This window comes from Sinorhizobium chiapasense, assembly GCF_045277575.1.
Classification (GTDB): domain Bacteria; phylum Pseudomonadota; class Alphaproteobacteria; order Rhizobiales; family Rhizobiaceae; genus Ensifer; species Ensifer chiapasense_A.
Genome location: NZ_CP144205.1, coordinates 1540579 through 1559249 on the forward strand (window position 1 = coordinate 1540579; position 18671 = coordinate 1559249).

21 protein-coding genes are annotated in these 18671 nt (G+C 63.4%); 12 read left to right on the forward strand and 9 right to left on the reverse strand.

Going from position 1 to position 18671, the window contains the following annotated elements:
• Window positions 1–3: 3 nt before the first annotated feature.
• Window positions 4–435 carry an NUDIX hydrolase gene (locus QM996_RS07475; protein ID WP_500269887.1) on the forward strand — a complete coding sequence of 144 codons (432 nt, stop codon included), beginning with the start codon at window positions 4–6 and terminating at the stop codon, window positions 433–435.
• Between the two features lie 67 nt (window positions 436–502).
• Here QM996_RS07475 and QM996_RS07480 read toward each other — a convergent pair whose 3' ends face one another.
• The 7 genes from QM996_RS07480 to QM996_RS07510 all read right to left on the reverse strand — a co-directional run bounded on the left by QM996_RS07480 (window position 503) and on the right by QM996_RS07510 (window position 6267).
• Window positions 503–820 carry a TfoX/Sxy family protein gene (locus QM996_RS07480; protein ID WP_500269888.1) on the reverse strand — a complete coding sequence of 106 codons (318 nt, stop codon included), beginning with the start codon at window positions 818–820 and terminating at the stop codon, window positions 503–505.
• 4 nt (window positions 821–824) lie between these two features.
• Complete coding sequence (locus QM996_RS07485; RefSeq protein WP_500269889.1) at window positions 825–2441, reverse strand: NTP transferase domain-containing protein; 1617 nt, start codon at window positions 2439–2441, stop codon at window positions 825–827.
• Window positions 2438–3145: an XdhC family protein gene (locus QM996_RS07490; protein ID WP_500269890.1), complete on the reverse strand. Its 708-nt coding sequence runs from the start codon at window positions 3143–3145 to the stop codon at window positions 2438–2440. The genes QM996_RS07485 and QM996_RS07490 overlap by 4 nt, the downstream gene beginning before the upstream one ends.
• Window positions 3146–3147: 2 nt before the next feature.
• Window positions 3148–3480: an XdhC family protein gene (locus QM996_RS07495; RefSeq protein WP_500269891.1), complete on the reverse strand. Its 333-nt coding sequence runs from the start codon at window positions 3478–3480 to the stop codon at window positions 3148–3150.
• Between the two features lie 23 nt (window positions 3481–3503).
• On the reverse strand, window positions 3504–4760 hold the full coding sequence (locus tag QM996_RS07500) for a vWA domain-containing protein (protein ID WP_500269892.1): 1257 nt from the start codon (window positions 4758–4760) through the stop codon (window positions 3504–3506).
• Between the two features lies 1 nt (window position 4761).
• On the reverse strand, window positions 4762–5691 hold the full coding sequence (locus QM996_RS07505; protein WP_500269893.1) for an AAA family ATPase: 930 nt from the start codon (window positions 5689–5691) through the stop codon (window positions 4762–4764).
• Window positions 5692–5817: 126 nt separating this feature from the next.
• Window positions 5818–6267 (reverse strand): flavin reductase family protein, encoded by a 450-nt coding sequence (locus QM996_RS07510; protein ID WP_429815951.1) that lies wholly within the window; start codon window positions 6265–6267, stop codon window positions 5818–5820.
• Window positions 6268–6597: 330 nt separating this feature from the next.
• Here QM996_RS07510 and QM996_RS07515 point away from each other — a divergent pair, with 330 nt between their 5' ends.
• The 7 genes from QM996_RS07515 to QM996_RS07545 all read left to right on the forward strand — a co-directional run bounded on the left by QM996_RS07515 (window position 6598) and on the right by QM996_RS07545 (window position 12559).
• Window positions 6598–7686, forward strand: a complete 1089-nt coding sequence (locus QM996_RS07515; RefSeq protein WP_500269894.1) for a branched-chain amino acid ABC transporter substrate-binding protein — start codon at window positions 6598–6600, stop codon at window positions 7684–7686.
• Window positions 7683–8690, forward strand: a complete 1008-nt coding sequence (locus QM996_RS07520; protein WP_500269895.1) for a P1 family peptidase — start codon at window positions 7683–7685, stop codon at window positions 8688–8690. The genes QM996_RS07515 and QM996_RS07520 overlap by 4 nt, the downstream gene beginning before the upstream one ends.
• A gap of 75 nt (window positions 8691–8765) precedes the next feature.
• Window positions 8766–9443 (forward strand): ribulose-phosphate 3-epimerase, encoded by a 678-nt coding sequence (gene rpe / locus QM996_RS07525; RefSeq protein ID WP_500269896.1) that lies wholly within the window; start codon window positions 8766–8768, stop codon window positions 9441–9443.
• Entirely contained in the window at window positions 9440–10183 is a 744-nt protein-coding gene (locus tag QM996_RS07530; RefSeq protein ID WP_500269897.1) for a DUF2259 domain-containing protein, read from the forward strand. The genes rpe and QM996_RS07530 overlap by 4 nt, the downstream gene beginning before the upstream one ends.
• Window positions 10180–10737 carry a hypothetical protein gene (locus QM996_RS07535; protein WP_500269898.1) on the forward strand — a complete coding sequence of 186 codons (558 nt, stop codon included), beginning with the start codon at window positions 10180–10182 and terminating at the stop codon, window positions 10735–10737. Before QM996_RS07530 ends, QM996_RS07535 begins: the two co-directional genes overlap by 4 nt.
• Before the next feature lie 62 nt (window positions 10738–10799).
• Complete coding sequence (gene purB, locus QM996_RS07540; RefSeq protein ID WP_500269899.1) at window positions 10800–12101, forward strand: adenylosuccinate lyase; 1302 nt, start codon at window positions 10800–10802, stop codon at window positions 12099–12101.
• 152 nt (window positions 12102–12253) lie between these two features.
• Entirely contained in the window at window positions 12254–12559 is a 306-nt protein-coding gene (locus QM996_RS07545) for a PilZ domain-containing protein (RefSeq protein ID WP_500269900.1), read from the forward strand.
• Between the two features lie 106 nt (window positions 12560–12665).
• On the opposite strand, the gene QM996_RS07550 is transcribed toward QM996_RS07545, so the two are convergent.
• Complete coding sequence (locus QM996_RS07550; RefSeq protein ID WP_500269901.1) at window positions 12666–13481, reverse strand: DUF2189 domain-containing protein; 816 nt, start codon at window positions 13479–13481, stop codon at window positions 12666–12668.
• A 259-nt stretch (window positions 13482–13740) separates the two neighbouring features.
• On the opposite strand from QM996_RS07550, the gene QM996_RS07555 reads away from it, so the two are divergent.
• Together QM996_RS07555 and QM996_RS07560 are read left to right on the forward strand one after the other, a co-directional pair.
• Entirely contained in the window at window positions 13741–14295 is a 555-nt protein-coding gene (locus QM996_RS07555; RefSeq protein WP_173516604.1) for an RBBP9/YdeN family alpha/beta hydrolase, read from the forward strand.
• A gap of 202 nt (window positions 14296–14497) precedes the next feature.
• On the forward strand, window positions 14498–17032 hold the full coding sequence (locus tag QM996_RS07560; protein WP_500269902.1) for an EAL domain-containing protein: 2535 nt from the start codon (window positions 14498–14500) through the stop codon (window positions 17030–17032).
• 43 nt (window positions 17033–17075) lie between these two features.
• Here the strand turns inward: QM996_RS07560 and QM996_RS07565 are convergent, their stop codons facing one another.
• Window positions 17076–17390 (reverse strand): DUF1476 domain-containing protein, encoded by a 315-nt coding sequence (locus QM996_RS07565; protein ID WP_500269903.1) that lies wholly within the window; start codon window positions 17388–17390, stop codon window positions 17076–17078.
• A 230-nt stretch (window positions 17391–17620) separates the two neighbouring features.
• On the opposite strand from QM996_RS07565, the gene purC reads away from it, so the two are divergent.
• Complete coding sequence (gene purC / locus QM996_RS07570; RefSeq protein WP_173516607.1) at window positions 17621–18385, forward strand: phosphoribosylaminoimidazolesuccinocarboxamide synthase; 765 nt, start codon at window positions 17621–17623, stop codon at window positions 18383–18385.
• A 17-nt stretch (window positions 18386–18402) separates the two neighbouring features.
• Window positions 18403–18645: a phosphoribosylformylglycinamidine synthase subunit PurS gene (gene purS, locus QM996_RS07575; protein ID WP_034794427.1), complete on the forward strand. Its 243-nt coding sequence runs from the start codon at window positions 18403–18405 to the stop codon at window positions 18643–18645.
• Window positions 18646–18671 lie beyond the last annotated feature (26 nt).

Sequence of the window (18671 nt, forward strand, 5' to 3'; positions counted from 1 at the left end):
CCCATGGGCCTGCCGGGCATCGATTTTCCGGGTTTCGGCTGCGGACTTGCGATCGTGCGCGGCGGCAAGATCCTGCTTTACAAGCGCGTTAACGCGCCGGAAGCCGAGCATTGGAACATCGTCGGCGGCAAGGTCGATCATATGGAGCGCTCGGATGCCGCCGCGCGACGCGAGGCCGAAGAGGAAAGCGGCCTCAAGATCCGTTCGAGCGAGTTCCTCTGCCTCAGCGAACAGGTGATCGAGGCTGACCGCCAGCACTGGATTTCGATGATCTACGTGTCCCGGGATTTTGCCGGCGAGCCTGAACTTACCGAGCCGCACAAGCTCTCCGCTCTCGGCTGGTTCGACCTCGATGCCCTACCCCAGCCGCTGTCACGTTTTGCGGCCGACGCTGTCGAAGCACTGCGGAAGACGGAACGCGGCGCCACCGCCTAGCCAGACGTTGTCAGAGCCAATGGCTTTCCTGAGATCGGACCGCAAGCGCGACCCGCGGCTGATTGCTCTACTTCTTTGACCGTAGCGCCGCGTCATAGGCAAGCCGCGCCCAGCGCGCCATTTCGTCGGGATCGTCGAGGGCGTCGTCCGGGATGCTCCAATAGGGCATCTTCACCGGCTTCCCCTTGCCTTCATAGGCCCATTGCCGGGAACCGGCCGCTTCGAAGGTTGCGGTCGTTTGCTCGTCGCCTTTCAGCAGGATTTCACCGTCGACTTCGAGGGCGAAGATCACGCCTTGGCAATAGATGCCCTTGCCGCCGAACATCCGCTTGATGGTCACCGGCCCGAGCGTCTCGAACATCTCCTCGATCGCAGCATTGTCCACGCGTTCATTCCTCCAGGATACCGCCCGCAGCCCTGATCTGCTCCGGCGTGTCGAGATCAAGACGGGCGGCCGGGCCCAGCTCGACATCGATGACCGGCAGGCCGCATTTCTCGATGATGTGCCTTGCGCCAACGTCTCCAACCAATTGCCTGACGGCGGAGAAGGTTTGTCTCGGCAGAATGACCGGATTGCCGCGTTGGCCGTCGGCCGTTGCCCGAATGACGGCACGGCCGCCTTCGGCAGAAAAACGATCGAGGAGCTTGCGCAAGTCAGCGGTGGTGACATTAGGCATGTCGGCGAGCATCACCAATATGCCGGCGGCCCGCTCGTTGACGGCCGAAAGTCCCGCCGTCAGGGAGGAGGCCATTCCGGATAGGTAATCGGGGTTCGAGACGAGCGTCACCGGCAGGTTCTCCAGCGCGGCGCGGATATCGGTCTCGCGGTGGCCGGTGACCACGATAACTCTGCCGGGCGCTGCTGCGATTGCCGCCTCGACGCTGCGGCGCACCAACGGCACGCCGTCAAAGGTCGCCAGCAGCTTGTGTCCACCGTCCGTTCCCATCCGGCTGGCGCGGCCGGCGGCCAGAACCACGATCTCGACCGGCCCTGATGGCAACGCTGTCGCTTTTTCGCGCGGTTGCGGTCGGGACGGGATTTCGCCCAGCAAGCCACCGACTCCAAGGCCGGTAATGTCGTCGAAGCTTGGCCATTCGCCCGCGAGAATGCGGTCGAGAATCCAGTCGAAACCGTTTTCACGCGGGCTGCGGGCGCATCCCGGCGCGCCGATCACCGGGATCTCGGCGACACGGCCAAGCACGAGGAGATTGCCCGGATCGACGGGCATGCCGACGTGATCGACGATGCCGCCTGCCCGACGGACGGCTGCGGGAATCACATCGTGCGGATCGGCGACGGCGGAAGCGCCGAAGACCACCAGCAGGTCATGATCCGCCTGCAGATCGTCGATTGCCGCGGCGACTGCGCCCTCGGTGTGGGCGACGCGCCGCTCGGTCAGAAGCTCGCTTCCCGATTGCCGCAGGCGAGCCGCGAGGATGGCTTTCGTCTTGTCCATCACCTGCGGCTTAAGGGTCGGCAACTGAGTTGCTATCAGTGCTGCACGCCGCGCCACGAAGGGTTTCACCTCGAAAGCGGCATGGCTCCGGAGCAATCTCTGGGCTTCCTCGACGAAACGACCGGCCACTGCGAGCGGAATGATCTTGATCGTCGCGACCATGTCGCCGGCCTGCACCGGCACATGATCGGCAAGACAGGCAAGCGTGATCGCCGGATCGATGCGGTTCAATCGGTCGACGGTCTCGCGTGTGGCGACGAAAAGGCCCGCAACCCGGGAGTAGACGTTCACTCGCCCGGTAGCCGCCTGGGAAAACCGCAAGTGATCGGGCGCGATTGCCGCTGCAATGCGCGTCGCGGCCTCGTCTTCCATGAGGTCGCCGGGATCGAGGCGCGCGACGACCACTTCCGGCGTGCCGCAAGCGATCAGAGCGGCGATATCGGCGGGCGAAAGCCGTTGGCCCTTCGCCAGCCGGGATTCATCCGTCTTCACCGCATGCGCCAGAATGGCTCCCTCCGCTTCGCTGGTCTTGACCGGCCCGAACCTCACGCGATCGCTCCATTGATCTGGCTGGTATCACGGCGCCGAAGTGCTTCGATGATCTCGGCGAGGATTGCGACGGCGATCTCGGCCGGGCTCGCCGCCGCGATATCGAGGCCGATCGGCGCACGGATGCGGCCGATCTCGGCATCGGAAACACCGGCCTGCCGCAACCGCTCGACCCGTGCCGCATGGGTCTTCCGGCTGCCGAGCGCGCCAACGTAGAAACAGCCCGCTGCAAGGGCGGCGCGGATCGGCTCGTCGTCGATCTTCGGATCATGGGTGACGGCCACGAGCGCAGTGAAGCGATCAAGCGGCCTCTCCTTCAAGGCATCCTCGGGCCATTCGGCGATGAGTTCGACGCCTGCGAAGCGTTCCGGCGTTGCGAAGGCCGTGCGCGGATCGATGATCGTGACGTCGAATCCGGCAACCGGCGCCAGTTGCGCCAAGGCCTGCGAAATATGGACGGCGCCGATGACGAGAATGCGTGGCGGCGGCAAATAGACATTGAGAAAGAAGGAGCCCTGCTCCGTTTCCACGATCCCGGCTTTGCCGGATTGCAGGGCTCGCCCGACCGCGGCGCGCCAGGTGTCGGGACAGTCATCGCCCTCAAGATAGATCTGGCCGTTGTCGCCGGCGAGGTCACTGACGGTAACGGCGGCCCGACGCGCCGAACGCGCCGCATTGAGTGCCTCGAGGATCTTCCGTTCCATTGCTAACCATCGACCCGTTCGACAAGGACCCGGATTCGGCCGCCGCAGGAAAGCCCGACGCGCCAGGCAGTCTCATCGGCGACGCCGAAATCGAGAACCTTCGGCGCGCCCGAAGCGATCACGTCTGCCGCTTCGGTGATGACGGCGCCTTCGACGCAGCCGCCGGAAACCGAGCCCTGAAAATTGCCCTCGCCGTCGATCACCAGATGGCTGCCGACGGGACGCGGGGCCGAACCCCAGGTTTCGATCACGGTCGCAATCGCCACCTCGCGCCCCTCCCTCATCCAGGCCTCGGCGATATCGAGGGGATCCAGAACATTTTTAGCTCCCAGCATCTTCCACCCTCCCGCCGGATCGATCACCGTGATCGGAGGAACCGCCGCGGGTCTGCCTGCCGGGAGCTTCGCCCGGAAAGCGCCTTCACCAGTTCCCCAATCGATTCAAGATTGTGCACCGCCCGGAATTCGTCAACATGCGGCAGCATCGCCCTGACGCCGCGGGCACGGGCCTCGAAGCCCTCAAAGCGCAGCAGCGGATTGAGCCAGATCAGCCGCCGGCAGGACCGGTGCAGCCGGTCGATCTCGACTTCAAGATCGCCGACGTCGTCACGCTCGAGGCCATCGGTGATCATCAGCACGATGGCGCCTTGCCCAAGCACACGCCGCGACCAGCGTCTGTTGAATTCATGCAGCGTTTCGCCGATGCGCGTGCCGCCCGACCAATCCCTGACTGCGGCAACGCAGTCGTCGATTGCGGCATCGGGATCGCGATTGCGCAACTGGCGGGTGACGTTCGTCAACCTTGTGCCGAACAGGAAGGTGTGCACCCGCCGCCGCTCCTCGGTCAGGGCGTGCAGGAAATGCAGGAAGATGCGGGTGTACTGGCTCATCGAGCCCGAGATATCGGCAAGCACGACGAGCGGTGGGTGCACGACACGCCTCTCCCGGAAGCGCGGAAGGATCAGTTCCCCGCCGAAACGCATCGCGTCGCGCATGGTGGTGCGGGGGTCGATGCGGATCTGTCTCGTCGACGGACGAAAGCGGCGCGTGACGACCCGGTCCAGCGGCAGCGTCAGCGCGGCAAGTGCGCGCTTCGCCTCGGCGAGCTCGGCGGCGCTCATCTGGGCGAAATCGGCCCTGCGCAACAGTTCGCGGCCCGAAACCGTGAAGCGCGCGTCGATATCGATTTCGGGCTCGTCACGTGGCGGCCGATCCACTTCGTGCCCGGAAAGCAGCGCATCGCTGACGCGGGTCTCACCGGCCCGTCGCTGTTGCCGCTCGCTCTCACGCTCCGGCGCCAGCGGCGACATCATCGCGATCATCTTCTCGACGAGGCCGCGTGAGCGCCAGAACAGCCGAAAAGCTTCGTCGAACACCGGCTGGTCCTCGTGGCGCTTCACGAAGACACATTGCAGCGCGGCGTAGAAGGCGTCCCGGTCGCCGATACCGATCAGCGCCACCGCATCGATGGCATCGGCAATCGCCCCGGGTCCGATCTTGATGCCGGCGCGCCGCAGTGCCCGCGCAAAGAAGACGATGTTGTCGGCGAGCTGCCCGTCGCCTCCCCCGATCGGCGGGAGAATAGCGCCATCGCTGTGCTGCTCCCGCTCCTCCATGTCAGCCCGCCGCCAGCAATTCCGCCTTGACTTCGGCGAGCAGCTTGCGCCCTTCGGCCCCCTCTATCCTGGCGATGTCGTCCTGGTACTTGAGCAACGTTCCGAGAGTATCGGCGATCGTCTCCGGATCGAGCGCCAGCCGGTCGAGCTCCGTCAGCGCCGTTGCCCAATCGATGGTTTCGGCGACGCCCGGGTTCTTGAAAAGATCGATCGTCCGCAACCGCTGCACATAGGCGATGACTTCCCGCGAGAGTGTCGCGTTGCAGCCGGGAACCTTGCGGCGGATGATTTCCAGCTCCTGTGCTGCCTTGGGGTAATCGACCCAATGATAGAGGCAGCGCCGCTTGAGCGCGTCATGGATTTCGCGCGTGCGGTTGGTCGTGATGATGACGATTGGCGGTTCGTCCGCCCGGATCGTACCGAGTTCCGGTATCGTGACCTGGAAATCGGACAAAACTTCCAGCAAGAAGGCCTCGAAGGCTTCATCTGTCCGGTCGAGCTCGTCGATGAGGAAGACGGGTGCGCGGCCGGCATTGGACGAAATGGCCTGGAGAACCGGACGGCGGATCAGGAAGCGTTCGGAAAAGATATCGCTTTCGACCCGTTTGCGATCGACCTTGCCGGCTGCTTCCGACAGGCGGATTTCCAGCATCTGTGCCGGATAATTCCATTCGTAGACGGCCGAGGCGACATCGAGACCCTCGTAGCATTGCAGCCGGATCAGCGGCCGATCGAGCGCCTTTGCCAGAACCTTGGCGATCTCGGTCTTGCCGACGCCGGCCTCGCCCTCGAGAAATAGCGGGCGCTTCATCATGAGCGCGAGAAACAGCACGGTCGCGAGCGCCGTGCCGGCGAGATAGTCGTGAGCCTCCAGAAGCGCCATCGTCTCTTCGATGGACTGCGGCAGGCCTGTTGTCGCCTGTGTCGCCATGTCTCCTCCACGACGGCTCGAATCGATCGCTCGATGTTGGCGAGAGAATGAATTCGCCCGGCCAACTCAAAGACTTACAGCGATCTTCTCATGTCTCGATGGGCACGAAATCTCGCCACGTAAAACTTATAGCGAGTGGTATCCGCGGTCCACATAAATGAGCGGCGGCCGCGGCGGCCCGATCGCGACATCGACGACCTCGCCGAAGAGCACCAGATGCGTGGCGATCGTCTTCACTTCGATGAGCCGGCAATCGAACGAAGCGATCGCGTTGGCGAGGATCGGAGAGCCCGTCGTCAGCTTGGTCCACCGCCCAAGGGCAAAGCGCAGTTCCATGTCGAGCTGGTCACGGCCGGAAAAGGCGTGTGCCACGGCGCGATGCTCGTCGCCAAGCAGGTTGAGCGCGAAGCTGTCGCTGCGCGTGAAGATCTCGTTGCGCGGGTTGGCGCCGTTCAGGCAGGCGAGAACCGTCGGCGGACTGTCGGACACGGAGCAGGATGCGGTGACGGTGACGCCGCGCCGCTCGGCACCGTCGGCCACGGTGATGATCTGCACATGGCCGGCCAGGCGACTCATCGCGTCGCGGAAACTGATGGGGTCCAGCCTGGTCTTGTCCAACACTTCTTTCTCCGAGCGAAGTCAGCCACATACATAGACAGTACCGGGAAATATGAAACCCGCTGCAAGGAGAATCTTGCAGATCTGCGACATGGTTGCGACGCGGATAGGGCCATCCGCATCCGAAGTCACATCTTTTCCTTTGACGCGGCAGGGCACATCCTTAAAACATGCGGCCACTACCGTGCCGCGCGCCCATGGTAACCGGCACGGATAAGGCAATGTTTGGGCTCGCCGTGGGTTCAGGATCCCTCCCGATCCGGGAAAATGCGGCAGCGGAGAAAGTGAATGCTTCGATCGATCGTCGCCAGCCTTGTCGTGGCCGGACTGGTACAGACCGCACCTGCCGCGGCAGCCGGCATCAAGGTCGCGGTCGTCGCGCCGGTCGAAGGTCCGTTTGCGCTTCTCGGCAAGCAGATCATCGATGGCGCCGGGTTCCAGGCCGGTGATCGCGGCAGTGAGATCGTCGTCATTCCCGAGACCTGCGATACCGCCGGCAACGAAGCGCTGACGAAGGCGCTGCTTGCGGCCGGCGCCGAAGCGGCGATCGGGTTCCTCTGCACCGAAAGCCTGGACGCCACGCTTCCGGCACTCGCCGAAGCGGGCCTTCCCGCCATCACTCTCAGCGTGCGTTCCGACATCCTGATGGAAGATGCGCTGAAGAAGAAATGGCCACTCTTCCGCCTTGCGCCGAGCGGCAACGCCGAGGCTGCGAGCATCGTCGACACTATCGTTCAGCGTTGGAAGGGCAAGCCGATCGCATTGATCGACGACGGCACGATCCACAGCAGGGAGCTGGTCGAGAGCGTCCGTTCCGCCCTCGGCGACATAGGGCTGACCCCGGTCTTCACTGACACCTATCGGCCCGCTCAGGAGCAGCAGATCAGCCTGGTGCGGCGCCTGGTGAAGAGCGGCGCAACACATGTCTTTACCGGTGGCGATAGACAGGACACGGCGGTAATCGCGCGTGATGCGCAGGGCGAAGGCGCGAGCCTCACCCTGTTCGGCGGCGACGCGCTGAACGCCGCCGATCTCACCGTGCCGCTCGCCGATGGCGTGCTTGCTGTAACGCTGCCGGACGCATCGCAATCGCCGGCGGGTAAGCCGGTCGCGGATGCGCTTCGCGCCGCCGGGACCGAGCCGGACGGCTACGTCTTGCCGGCCTTTGCCGCCGTCTCCCTGCTCGAGCAGGCCAAGGACCAGGCGGAGAAGGACGACAAGCCCCTGCTCGACGCATTCGCCAAGGGACCCTACCCGACCGTGCTCGGCCCCATTGCGTTCAACGCGCAGCACGAGCGCGCCGAAAATCCCTATCGACTGATGCAGTGGCAAGGCAGCCGCTTCGTGCCGGCGCCCGCCGAAGGAACCGCCCAATGATGCGTACCGGACCGCTGAACCTGATTACCGACGTCTCGGGCCTGACGGTCGGCAATGCCGAGGATCACCGGCTGAAATCCGGCGTCACCGCGATCGTCTGCGACCCGCCGGCGACGGCTGCGGTTCAGGTACTGGGCGGTGCGCCGGGAACGCGTGAGACCGATCTGCTCGACCCGCACAATACTGTGCAGTCGGTCGACGCCCTCGTGCTCTCGGGTGGTTCGGCCTTTGGCCTCGACGCTGCGTCCGGGGCCCAGGCGGCGCTGCGCGAAATGGGTCGTGGCTTTGCCGTTGGTCCGCACCGGATACCGATCGTGCCGACCGCCATCCTGTTCGACCTGATCAACGGCGGCGACAAGGATTGGGGGCGTTACCCGCCCTATCGCGAGCTCGGCTTCGAGGCGGTTCGTCGCGCCGGCCCCAAGTTCGCAACCGGGACCGCGGGTGCCGGAACCGGCGCCCTGACCGCCACCTTCAAGGGCGGTCTCGGCTCGGCGTCGACCGTTCTGCCAAACGGTATCACCATCGGCGCGCTCGTCGCCGTCAACGCACTCGGCTCGGCGACGGTTGGCGACGGCAGGCATTTCTGGTCCGCGCCCTTCGAGATGGATGGCGAATTCGGTGCACTCGGCCTGCCGCATCCCCTGCCCGCCGACGCTGCCGACATCCGCATCAAGTTCCGCGACCGACAGTCCGCGGCGGCGAATACGACCATCGCCGTGATCGCGACGGATGCCGCACTCACCAAGGCCGAAGCGAAGCGCCTGGCAATCGCCGCCCATGACGGCTTTTCCCGGGGCCTCTGGCCGGCGCATACGCCGCTCGACGGCGATCTGATCTTCGCGCTTGCCACCGGCGCCAGCGGCAAGACCCCGACGCTTGAGGATTTCATCGACCTCGGCGCGGTGGCGGCCTCGACCATGGCACGCGCCATCGCTCGTGGCGTGCACGACGCGACGCCTTCGGAAAACGACCTCATGCGCTGCTGGTCTGAAGGCGCCTGACGCAGCTTTGATCGCCGACATGTTGTTTGCGCGGCCCGCCGGTGCTATTGCGCGGAAAACACGCTGGAGTGCGCCATGACCCATCCTATCCGCATTGCCCCGTCGATCCTGGCGGCCGATTTCTCCAAGCTCGGACAGGAAGTCCGCGACGTCGTCGATGCCGGTGCCGACTGGATCCACCTCGACGTCATGGACGGTCATTTCGTGCCGAACATCACCTTCGGGCCCGATGTGATCAAATCGCTGCGCCGCTACACCGACGCGACCTTCGATTGCCACCTGATGATTTCGCCGGCGGACCAGTTCCTCGAAGCCTTTGCGAAAGCCGGCTGCGATATCCTGACCGTGCATGCGGAAGCCGGCCCGCATCTTCATCGCTCGCTGCAGACCGTTCGCTCGCTCGGCAAGAAGGCCGGCGTCTCGCTCAACCCGGCAACGCCGGAAAGCGCGATCGAATACGTGCTCGATCAGGTCGATCTCATCCTCGTGATGACCGTCAACCCGGGCTTTGGCGGACAGAAGTTTATCAACGCCACGGCTGAGAAGATCCGCCGCATCAAGGCGATGATCGGCGACCGGCCGATCGAGATCGAAGTCGATGGCGGCATTGCGCCCGATACGGCGGCCATTGCCACCGACGCCGGCGCCAACGTCCTCGTTGCCGGTTCGGCGATCTTCAAGGGCGGCTCCGTCGAAGCCTATCGCGCGGCGATCGAGGCGATCCGCACGCCGGCAGAGAAGGCCTATCGATGAAGACACGCGCGGCAGTATCCGGCGTGCTTTTCGCGGGCGCTGCGGCAGTCGCAGCGCCGGCCTTAGCGGGCGATTATGCCGCGCTCCAGCCGATCGGCTTTTCGGCCGACGGCAATGTCTTCGCCTTCGAGGAATACGGTGTTCAGGATGGCTCCGGCTTTCCCTATTCGACCATTTACGTGATCGACACGCGCAACGACAGCTTCTTGCCGGGCGCGCCGGTGCGTGCCGTCGGCCGCGAGGATGGCAGTCCGCTCTCGAAGGCGCGTCACGAAGCTCGCCGCCGCGCGGCACCCTTGATCGACGCCTATCGCCTGCCCGACGCACCCGGATTGCTCGCTGCCTTCAATCCGATCACCGAGGCGAACGCCAAGCCGCTGGGATTGACTTACGATTCCTTTGCAGCCGACGAAGGGTTCCGCGAGACCTATTCGGTGGCGCTCGAAGAGAAGACCTTCGAGCCGGAAGGCATCTGCAAGGATTTCCTCAAGGAAGTGAGGGGCTTTCGCCTTTCGATGACGATGAAGGCGGGCACGCCGGCGACTGATGTCCTGCAGGACGATAGCCGCATACCGGAGAGCCGCCGCTGCCCGACCGGCTATCAGATCGGCGGCGCCGTCACCCACAGGAATGACGACGGCTCCGAAACCCATGTCATCATGGTTCTCGTCAAGTCGCTCGGCTTCGAAGGCACGACCGATGGACGCTGGATCGCGATCCCGACCCGGATCGCCAAATGAACGACGCGGCCGCCGGCGTCGAGGCAAAAGCAGGTCTGGTGCCGCAAGGCGCCCTGCAGCGCGGCCGGCTCGCACAATCCCTTCCGACAATGCGGGAGCTTCTCATCGGTGCGCCGCTCTGGGGCGGCGCGATGGTGCTTTCGGCCTGGTTCGGCCTCTGGCTTCGTGAGCGTGCTCTCACGTTTCATCTGTCCGAGCTGCTACTGATCTTCGGCTCCGGGGCGCTTCTGACCTGGGCGCCATCGCTGTTTCTGGCCCGATTGGCAGCCCTGGGGCGTCGGCCCGAAACACGTTTTGCGGCCTACCTCTTCTTCCTGTCGCTCGGAACCGTCGCGATGACGGCAATGCTCTATGCCCTCGACTACCGGCAGTTCTACGCCCAATGGCATGCGCCTGCCGGCACCAGGACCTGGTTCTTCCAGTTTGCCTTCACCTCGCTCATCGCGTTCTACCAGTTTCTGGTGCTGGGGCTTCGCCTCTATCTGCCCCTCGGCGGTGCTATACTCATCGGCGTCAGCCTGTGGCTGGCAAAAGGCCGGCGCCAATGGCGTTGAGCTTCACGGCTATCTTTGCTAGAGGCACGGCCATCCTTCACTGACGACGAAAGCTAAAGCCCATGATCCCGCGCTACTCCCGTCCGGAAATGGTGGCCATCTGGTCGCCGGAAACCAAGTTCCGCATCTGGTTCGAGATCGAGGCCCACGCCTGCGATGCACTTGCCGAAATCGGCGTGATCCCGAAGGATGCAGCCCGCACGATCTGGGAAAAGGGCGGCGCCGCCACCTTCGACGTCGCGCGCATCGATGAGATCGAAGCCGTCACCAAGCATGACGTCATCGCCTTCCTGACGCACCTTGCCGAATTCGTCGGCCCGGACAGCCGCTTCATCCACCAGGGCATGACGTCGTCCGACGTGCTCGACACCTGCTTCAACGTGCAGCTCGTGCGCGCGACCGATCTGCTGCTTGCGGACCTCGACAAGCTGCTCGAAGCGCTGAAGCGCCGCGCCTTCGAACACAAGGACACGGTGACGATCGGCCGCTCGCACGGCATCCATGCCGAGCCGACCACCTTCGGCGTCAAGCTGGCGCTTGCCTATGCCGAGTTCGACCGCTGCAAGCAGCGCCTGCTGGCCGCGCGCGAAGAAGTCGCCACCTGCGCGATCTCCGGCGCCGTCGGCACTTTCGCCAATATCGACCCGCGCGTGGAAGAACACGTCGCCAAGGCGCTCGGCCTGAAGCCGGAACCGGTTTCGACCCAGGTCATCCCGCGCGACCGTCATGCCATGTACTTCGCGACCCTCGGCGTCATCGCCTCGTCGATCGAGCGCCTGGCGACGGAAATCCGTCACCTGCAGCGCACCGAAGTGCTCGAAGCCGAAGAGTATTTCTCGCCGGGCCAGAAGGGTTCGTCGGCAATGCCGCACAAGCGTAACCCGGTCCTGACTGAGAACCTGACGGGTCTTGCCCGCATGGTCCGCGCCTTCTCGGTACCCGCCATGGAAAACGTTGCCCTCTGGCACGAGCGCGACATCTCGCACTCCTCCGTTGAGCGCATGATCGGACCAGACGCGACGGTGACGCTCGATTTCGCGCTCGCTCGCCTGACCGGCGTGATCGACAAGCTGCTCGTCTACCCCGAGAACATGATCAAGAACATGAACAAGTTCCGCGGTCTCGTGCATTCGCAGCGCGTGCTGCTGGCGCTGACCCAGGCCGGTGTTTCGCGCGAGGATGCCTACCGCCTCGTGCAGCGCAACGCCATGAAGGTATGGGAACAGGGCAAGGACTTCCTTGAAGAGCTGCTGGCCGATACCGAAGTCCGTGCAGCGCTTTCCGTGGAGGACATCCGCGAGAAGTTCGATCTTGGCTACCACACCAAGCACGTCGACACGATTTTCAAGCGCGTCTTCGGCTGAGCCTGACAGCTTGCGGGTCACTCGCCCGCGTTGCATCTCATGAATATGCCCGCATTTGGCGCAGGTCGCTCAAATGCGGGCATTTCTTTTAGCGCGGTGTTCAGTGATCCCATGTGACGATCCAGGCCTGTCAAATCGGTTTCGGGGAACACATGGCCTACAAGGACAGCACCGAGCGTACGGGTGTACGCACACAGACGAAGATCACCGGCATGGTCACCTGCAAGACCGGGTCGAGCAACGGCGTGGTCAAAGACCTTTCGGACGAAGGTATCTGCTTCCAGCTCTATTTCGACATCGGCGCCAAAACGGGGCAGGAAGTGACGATCCGGAGCGAAGAACTGGGCTTCCTGACCGGCATGGTGCGCTGGTACCGCGGCGACAAGATCGGCATCAAGCTCAACCTGTCGTCCAACACAGCGGCCCAGATATCGTCCTACTACAAGCACTTTCGCTAGACCGGAGACCGGTCGACGCCAACGCCGTCAAGCGCCGCAAGTCAATTGACCTGCGGCGCTTTTCGCTTTGAGAGGTCGCGTCGGCCCTCGCCGGACGGCGCCAGGCCTATCGTGTACGGGCGCGCGGACCGGGCTCCACCATCTTGCGATAGAGATGCCACGTGGCATGGCCGAAGATCGGCATGATGACGGCGAGACCGACGAAGATCGGGATCGATCCGATCACCAGGCCTGCCGCGATGATGAAGCCCCAGAGGGCAACGGGTACCGGATTGACCAGGGTCGCGCGGATCGATGTCTCGACGGCCGCGACGGCTCCGACGTCACGATCGATCAGCAACGGGAAGGATACGACGGTCGTCGATAGCACGATGACGGCGAAGACGAAGCCGACGGCATTGCCGACGAGGATCAGGTTCCAACCCGGCTCGGTTCCGATGATGCCATTCCAGAAGGCGACGATCGAAGCCGGCGGTTCGGCTCCGAAGATTTGTACGTAGAGCGCCTGGGCTACCAGCAGCCAGACGATGAACACCACGAAGAGCATGGAAGCGACGGCCATGATCGACGGTAAGGCCGGGGAGCGATGCAAGCGAAGCGCATGCGGCCATGAATAGTCCATGCCGAGTTCACGCCGTCGGCTGATTTCGTAAAGGCCGATCGCCGCGACGGGGCCGATGAGGGCAAAGCCCGAGACCAGCGGATAAAGCAGCGGCAACATGTTTGCGCCCGCGCTCCAGGTGATCAGCACCGCGCCGGCAATCGGGTAAATCAGGCAAAGGAAGACGTAATGCGACGGCTTCTCGCGAAAATCTTCGAATCCGAGACGCAAGGCATCGAACACATCCGAGACGCCGATTTTCTTTATCCCGGGGTGGGCGACACTCGCGTCCGGCCCCGACAGAACATGGAATGTTGTCATGGCTCACACTCCTCAACGAACCAGAGCGGCCACGGAACAGCGATGCGACAAAACAAAGTCGCACCAACCGCGACCGTCATGCCGATTATACAGAAAATGAAGGCGCTGTCGCCTGCCGCATGTTTCGTTGGATCGTCGCCGATTTCGGGACAAAGCATGCGGCACTTCGAAATCTTGCTGCGACCACAGCACCTCTCAAAAGGCCCGCGGCATTGCAGGCCTTGACTTCGGCCGCTTTCAGCGCCACATCGCGGCCACCATGAAAGTATCCGACGCCCATATCCTCATCGTCCCTGGCTACACCAACTCCGGACCGGAGCACTGGCAGACCCGCTGGGAGCGCAAGATGTCCACCGCGCGCCGCGTCGAGCAGGCGGAGTGGGCAAAGCCCGTGCGCGAAGATTGGGTGGCGCGCATGGTCGAAGAGGTCAACGCCGCCGAGAAGCCGGTCGTCATCGTCGCCCATTCGCTTGGCGTCGCGACTGCGGTGCACGCCCTGCCCCATATCAACAAGCCGATCGCCGGTGCCTTCCTCGTCGCACCTCCGGATGTGGCCAATCCGACGATCCGCCCGAAACACCTGATGACCTTCGGCCCCTATCCGCGTGATCCCTTGCCGTTCCCGTCGCTGATGGTCGCGAGCCGCAACGATCCTTTCGGCTCCTACGATCACGCCGACGATATTGCCAATGCCTGGGGTTCGCTGCTCGTCGACGCCGGCGAATCCGGCCATATCAACACCGAGTCCGGGCATGGCCCCTGGCCGGAGGGTACGATGGTGTTTGCCCAGTTCCTGAGCCGCCTGAAGCCCTGATGCCTCGACGAACTGGTTGACCGCCCCTTAATCCTGCAACTTCCCATTAATCCGACGTTCATTGTCCGCCGTCATCATCGGTCGGCATGGCAGCGCGACTCGTCCTCGAAGGCGTCGAGCGTTGTCGAATCTTGATTTGCTGCCTGATTTCCGGCTCTCAGTGCCTTGGAATTTGCGGCCGCAAACGCTGGATATGGGATAAGTGGCCGTCAACGAAGGTCTCACCAAAGGTGCGCGTGGTGCGCCGGCGAATTTGGATGTCCTCACGCAGGCCGCCCTGGAGCGCTTGCCGGCCGGGGCAATCATTGCCGATGGGCTGGGACGGATCGTAACGACCAACGCGCGCGCCGGCGAACTGCTGCGAAGGACGCCAGCTTCGCTGCGGAAAGCCCTCCTCGGAGATCTCGTGCTGGATGAGGACCGGCCCCTGTTGCCGGGCCGGAATAGGTTGCCGCCGGCGGCCACCTCGTCCGCGATGCTCCGTTTCGAAAGCCTCTCCGGCCCCCTGCCGATGCTCGTCTCCTGGTCGCCCGTGCTTTTCGCCGAACAGGACGCCTTTCTCCTGCTGATGCTCCCGGTCCATGATCTCGTCGACGAAATCGCCGGTCTGCGCAATGACGAGACCCGCTGGAAATATGCGCTCGACAGCGCGCTTGAAGGCGTCTGGGACCACGACTTCGAAACCGGGAACCTGTTTTACTCCACCACCTGGAAGCGGCTACGTGGCCTGCCTGACGATGCCGAGGTCGACGGGACCCTCGAAGCGTGGATCCAGGCCGTTCACCCCGACGACCGCGCGCATGTGCGGGCCGCAATCGAGCGGCAGGATTCCGGCGAGGCCGTATTCAACACCTTCGAATACCGCGAACGCCATGCGGACGGGCATTGGGTCTGGATCGAGAGCCGCGGTGCATCCGTTGGCTATTGGCCGGATGGCAGGCCCAGCCGCATCATCGGCACCGACACGGACATTACCGCCCGGAAGGAAGCGGAGGCGCGGCTCGAAGAGGTCTCGCGCCGCCTGAGGCTCGCGCTCGACGTCTCGAAGATCGGCGTGTTCGACTTCAACCTCGACGCTGAGCGCGATGACTGGGACGAGCGCATGTTCGAGATCTACGGCCTCGATCCAAGCGACGGACCGCCGAGCTCCGAGGTCTGGGAAAACACGCTGCATCCCGACGACCGCGACAAGGCCATCGCTCGGACGATCGAAGGTATCGCCTCCGGTAAGCCCTACAGCAATGCCTTTCGAATCGTGCGGCCGGACGGCTCGATCCGGCATATCCGCTCCAATGCCGCGACCTATGTCGATCATCGCGGCACGCGAAAGCTCATCGGGGCGAACTGGGACGTCACCGAAGACGTCGCCTTGCAGGAGGAGTTGCGCCAGGCCCAGGCCTCCGCCGAGGCGCGCAACCGCGAGCTCGAGCAGGCGCGGGTCAGGATCGAATACAACGCCCTGCACGACTACCTGACGGATCTGCCCAACCGGCGCTACCTCGATCAGATGCTGGCGGAGAATGTCGCGGTCAACGCCATCCTGCATATCGATCTCGATCGTTTCAAGCAGATCAACGACACGCTCGGGCATCAAGCGGGCGATGCCATGCTGAGCCACGCGGCTGCCATCCTTCGCGCGCATGCCCGGCACGACGATTTCATCGCCCGGATCGGTGGCGACGAATTCGTCATTCTATGCCGCGGGGGGCGAAATCTGCCGCAGCTCTCCGAGCTTGCCGAGCGCATCGTGCACGCCTTCCGTCGCCCCATTCCCTATGAGGGCCAGCTCTGCCGCCTGGGCGCGAGCATCGGCATTGCCTGGAAAGGGCACGACGATTTCGATGCGAAGCAATTGTTGATGAATGCCGACATCGCGCTCTACCGGGCAAAGAGCCTCGGCCGCGACCGCGTCGAAGTCTTCTCCGAACAGATCCAGACGCAGATCCTGACGGCCAAGCGGATCGGCGACGACATCCGTCAGGCGATCGAGGAAGGGCAGTTCACGGTTTACTACCAGCCACAGTTCGATGCGACTTCACTCGAGATCACCGGTGTCGAGGCGCTGGTGCGGTGGAACCATCCCGAGCGCGGCGTGCTCGCACCCTTCCATTTCCTGAAGGTCGCGGAGGAGATCAATGTCCTGCCGGCCATCGACCGCAAGGTCGTGGAGCTTGCCTATGCCGACTTTCAGTCCTGGCGGCAGTCCGGCTTCGCCATTCCCAAGATCTCGGTCAACATGTCGTCGCCGCGCCTGCGCGATCCCGGTCTGATCGCCGACCTGCGGGATCTGCGGATTCCGCCTGGCGTCCTCTCGTTCGAATTGCTCGAGTCCATCTTCCTCGACGATCCGGAGGATGAAATCGCCGAGACGCTCTCGGCCCTCGGCGCTCTTGGCATCGAGGTGGAGATCGACGACTTCGGCACCGGGCACGCCTCGATCATCGGCCTGCTCAACCTCAACCCGGCGCGGCTCAAGATCGACCGGGCGCTGGTCGGGCCGATCACGGAGAGTGCGAAACAGGCCAAGCTCGTTCGCGCGATCATCGACATTGGCCATTCGCTCAACATCGAGGTCGTCGGCGAAGGCGTCGAGACCTGGGAGCATGCGGCAATGCTGCGCGATCTCGGCTGCGATGTGCTGCAGGGTTATGCGCTGGCCCGGCCGATGGACCGCCTGGAACTCGAGCGGCGCCTGCGGCGCGGATGGAAGCCGGTCTTCGGCAAAGCCGACAAGTAGGCCGGCCCGATGGCCGTGCGGTCGCCGCGAGCGTGCTTGTCTATCAGCTGTTCTGTATCTGTTGGATCGCTTCGGCGAGAAGCTCAAGCATGCGCTTGCGGATTTGCTCTTCCGTTTGGGCAACGCCCGCGACGTCAAAATCCGCCTTGAGCTTGCGGATGACCTCTTCGTGGCCGGCACGCTCGAAGTCAGCGGTCACCACTTCCGTGGCATAGGCTTCGGCATCGGGCTTGCCGAGCAGGCCGGCAGCCCAGAGACCAAGCAGTCTGTTGCGACGCGCCTCAGCTTTGAACTTCAGTTCTTCGTCCAGCGCAAACTTCGCTTCAAAGGCTTTTTCGCGATCCTGCATAGTGGTCATCAAATGATCTCCCTGAGAATTCGGTGCCTTAGATAGTTATCGCCATAACCAAAATGGAGGTCAAACTGAATTGCGTCCTTTTCGGGTTTCGCGACTTTCATGCTACCCTCTGCAAATCAGGGGGACGGAAAGATACGCCGATTGTGAAATCCGTTCTTTTCAGCTATGGACCCCGGGAGATATTCCACGAGCGCGACCCAAGAGCGCCAACAACCACAGAGACAGAATCCATGAATCGTCGCCGCCGTATCTACGAGGGCAAGGCCAAGATCCTCTATGAGGGTCCGGAGCCGGGCACGCTCATCCAGTTCTTCAAGGACGACGCGACCGCCTTCAACAAGAAAAAGCATGACGTCATCGACGGCAAGGGCGTGCTGAACAACCGTATTTCCGAATACATCTTCACGCATCTCAACAAGATCGGCATCCCGACGCACTTCATCCGCCGTCTCAACATGCGCGAGCAGCTGATCAAGGAAGTCGAGATCATCCCGCTCGAGATCGTCGTGCGCAACGTCGCCGCCGGCTCGCTGGCCAAGCGCCTCGGTATCGAGGAAGGCACCGTTCTGCCCCGCTCGATCATCGAGTTCTACTACAAGGCCGACGCGCTCGATGACCCGATGGTCTCCGAAGAGCACATCACCGCCTTCGGTTGGGCAAGCCCCCAGGAACTCGACGACATCATGGCGCTCGCCATCCGCATCAACGACTTCCTTTCGGGCCTGTTCCTGGGCGTCGGCATCCAGCTCGTCGATTTCAAGATCGAATGCGGCCGCCTGTTCGAGGGCGACATGATGCGCATCGTGCTGGCCGACGAGATCTCGCCGGATAGCTGCCGGCTTTGGGACATCGAGACTCGCGAGAAGCTCGACAAGGACCGCTTCCGCCGCGACCTCGGCGGCCTCGTCGAGGCCTACCAGGAAGTCGCCCGCCGTCTCGGCATCATGAACGAGAACGAACCCGTGCGCGGCACCGGTCCGGTTCTGGTGAAATAACTTCGGGGAAAATCAAAGTGATCAAGGCACGTGTAACCGTGACGCTGAAAAACGGCGTTCTCGATCCGCAGGGCAAGGCAATCGAAGGCGCTCTCGGCGCGCTCGGCTTCGACGGCATCGGCCAGGTCCGCCAGGGCAAGGTCTTCGATCTGCAGATCGAATCCGCAGACAAGGCCAAGGCCGAGGAAGACCTCAAGGCCATGTGCGAAAAGCTGCTCGCCAACACGGTGATCGAGAACTACAGCATCTCGTTCGCCTGATCCGTCAGGCATCGAAATCGTTCCGC

Bases quoted from the DNA above. Each gene is read 5' to 3' on its own strand.
- QM996_RS07475 (WP_500269887.1), top strand. From the start codon at position 4: ATGGGCCTGCCGGGCATCGATTTTCCGGGTTTCGGCTGCGGACTTGCG.
- QM996_RS07490 (WP_500269890.1), bottom strand. From the start codon at position 3,145: ATGGAACGGAAGATCCTCGAGGCACTCAATGCGGCGCGTTCGGCGCGT.
- QM996_RS07495 (WP_500269891.1), bottom strand. From the start codon at position 3,480: ATGCTGGGAGCTAAAAATGTTCTGGATCCCCTCGATATCGCCGAGGCC.
- QM996_RS07500 (WP_500269892.1), bottom strand. From the start codon at position 4,760: ATGGAGGAGCGGGAGCAGCACAGCGATGGCGCTATTCTCCCGCCGATC.
- QM996_RS07505 (WP_500269893.1), bottom strand. From the start codon at position 5,691: ATGGCGACACAGGCGACAACAGGCCTGCCGCAGTCCATCGAAGAGACG.
- QM996_RS07510 (WP_429815951.1), bottom strand. From the start codon at position 6,267: ATGAGTCGCCTGGCCGGCCATGTGCAGATCATCACCGTGGCCGACGGT.
- QM996_RS07515 (WP_500269894.1), top strand. From the start codon at position 6,598: ATGCTTCGATCGATCGTCGCCAGCCTTGTCGTGGCCGGACTGGTACAG.
- QM996_RS07520 (WP_500269895.1), top strand. From the start codon at position 7,683: ATGATGCGTACCGGACCGCTGAACCTGATTACCGACGTCTCGGGCCTG.
- rpe (WP_500269896.1), top strand. From the start codon at position 8,766: ATGACCCATCCTATCCGCATTGCCCCGTCGATCCTGGCGGCCGATTTC.
- QM996_RS07530 (WP_500269897.1), top strand. From the start codon at position 9,440: ATGAAGACACGCGCGGCAGTATCCGGCGTGCTTTTCGCGGGCGCTGCG.
- QM996_RS07535 (WP_500269898.1), top strand. From the start codon at position 10,180: ATGAACGACGCGGCCGCCGGCGTCGAGGCAAAAGCAGGTCTGGTGCCG.
- purB (WP_500269899.1), top strand. From the start codon at position 10,800: ATGATCCCGCGCTACTCCCGTCCGGAAATGGTGGCCATCTGGTCGCCG.
- QM996_RS07545 (WP_500269900.1), top strand. From the start codon at position 12,254: ATGGCCTACAAGGACAGCACCGAGCGTACGGGTGTACGCACACAGACG.
- QM996_RS07550 (WP_500269901.1), bottom strand. From the start codon at position 13,481: ATGACAACATTCCATGTTCTGTCGGGGCCGGACGCGAGTGTCGCCCAC.
- QM996_RS07555 (WP_173516604.1), top strand. From the start codon at position 13,741: ATGAAAGTATCCGACGCCCATATCCTCATCGTCCCTGGCTACACCAAC.
- QM996_RS07565 (WP_500269903.1), bottom strand. From the start codon at position 17,390: ATGACCACTATGCAGGATCGCGAAAAAGCCTTTGAAGCGAAGTTTGCG.
- purC (WP_173516607.1), top strand. From the start codon at position 17,621: ATGAATCGTCGCCGCCGTATCTACGAGGGCAAGGCCAAGATCCTCTAT.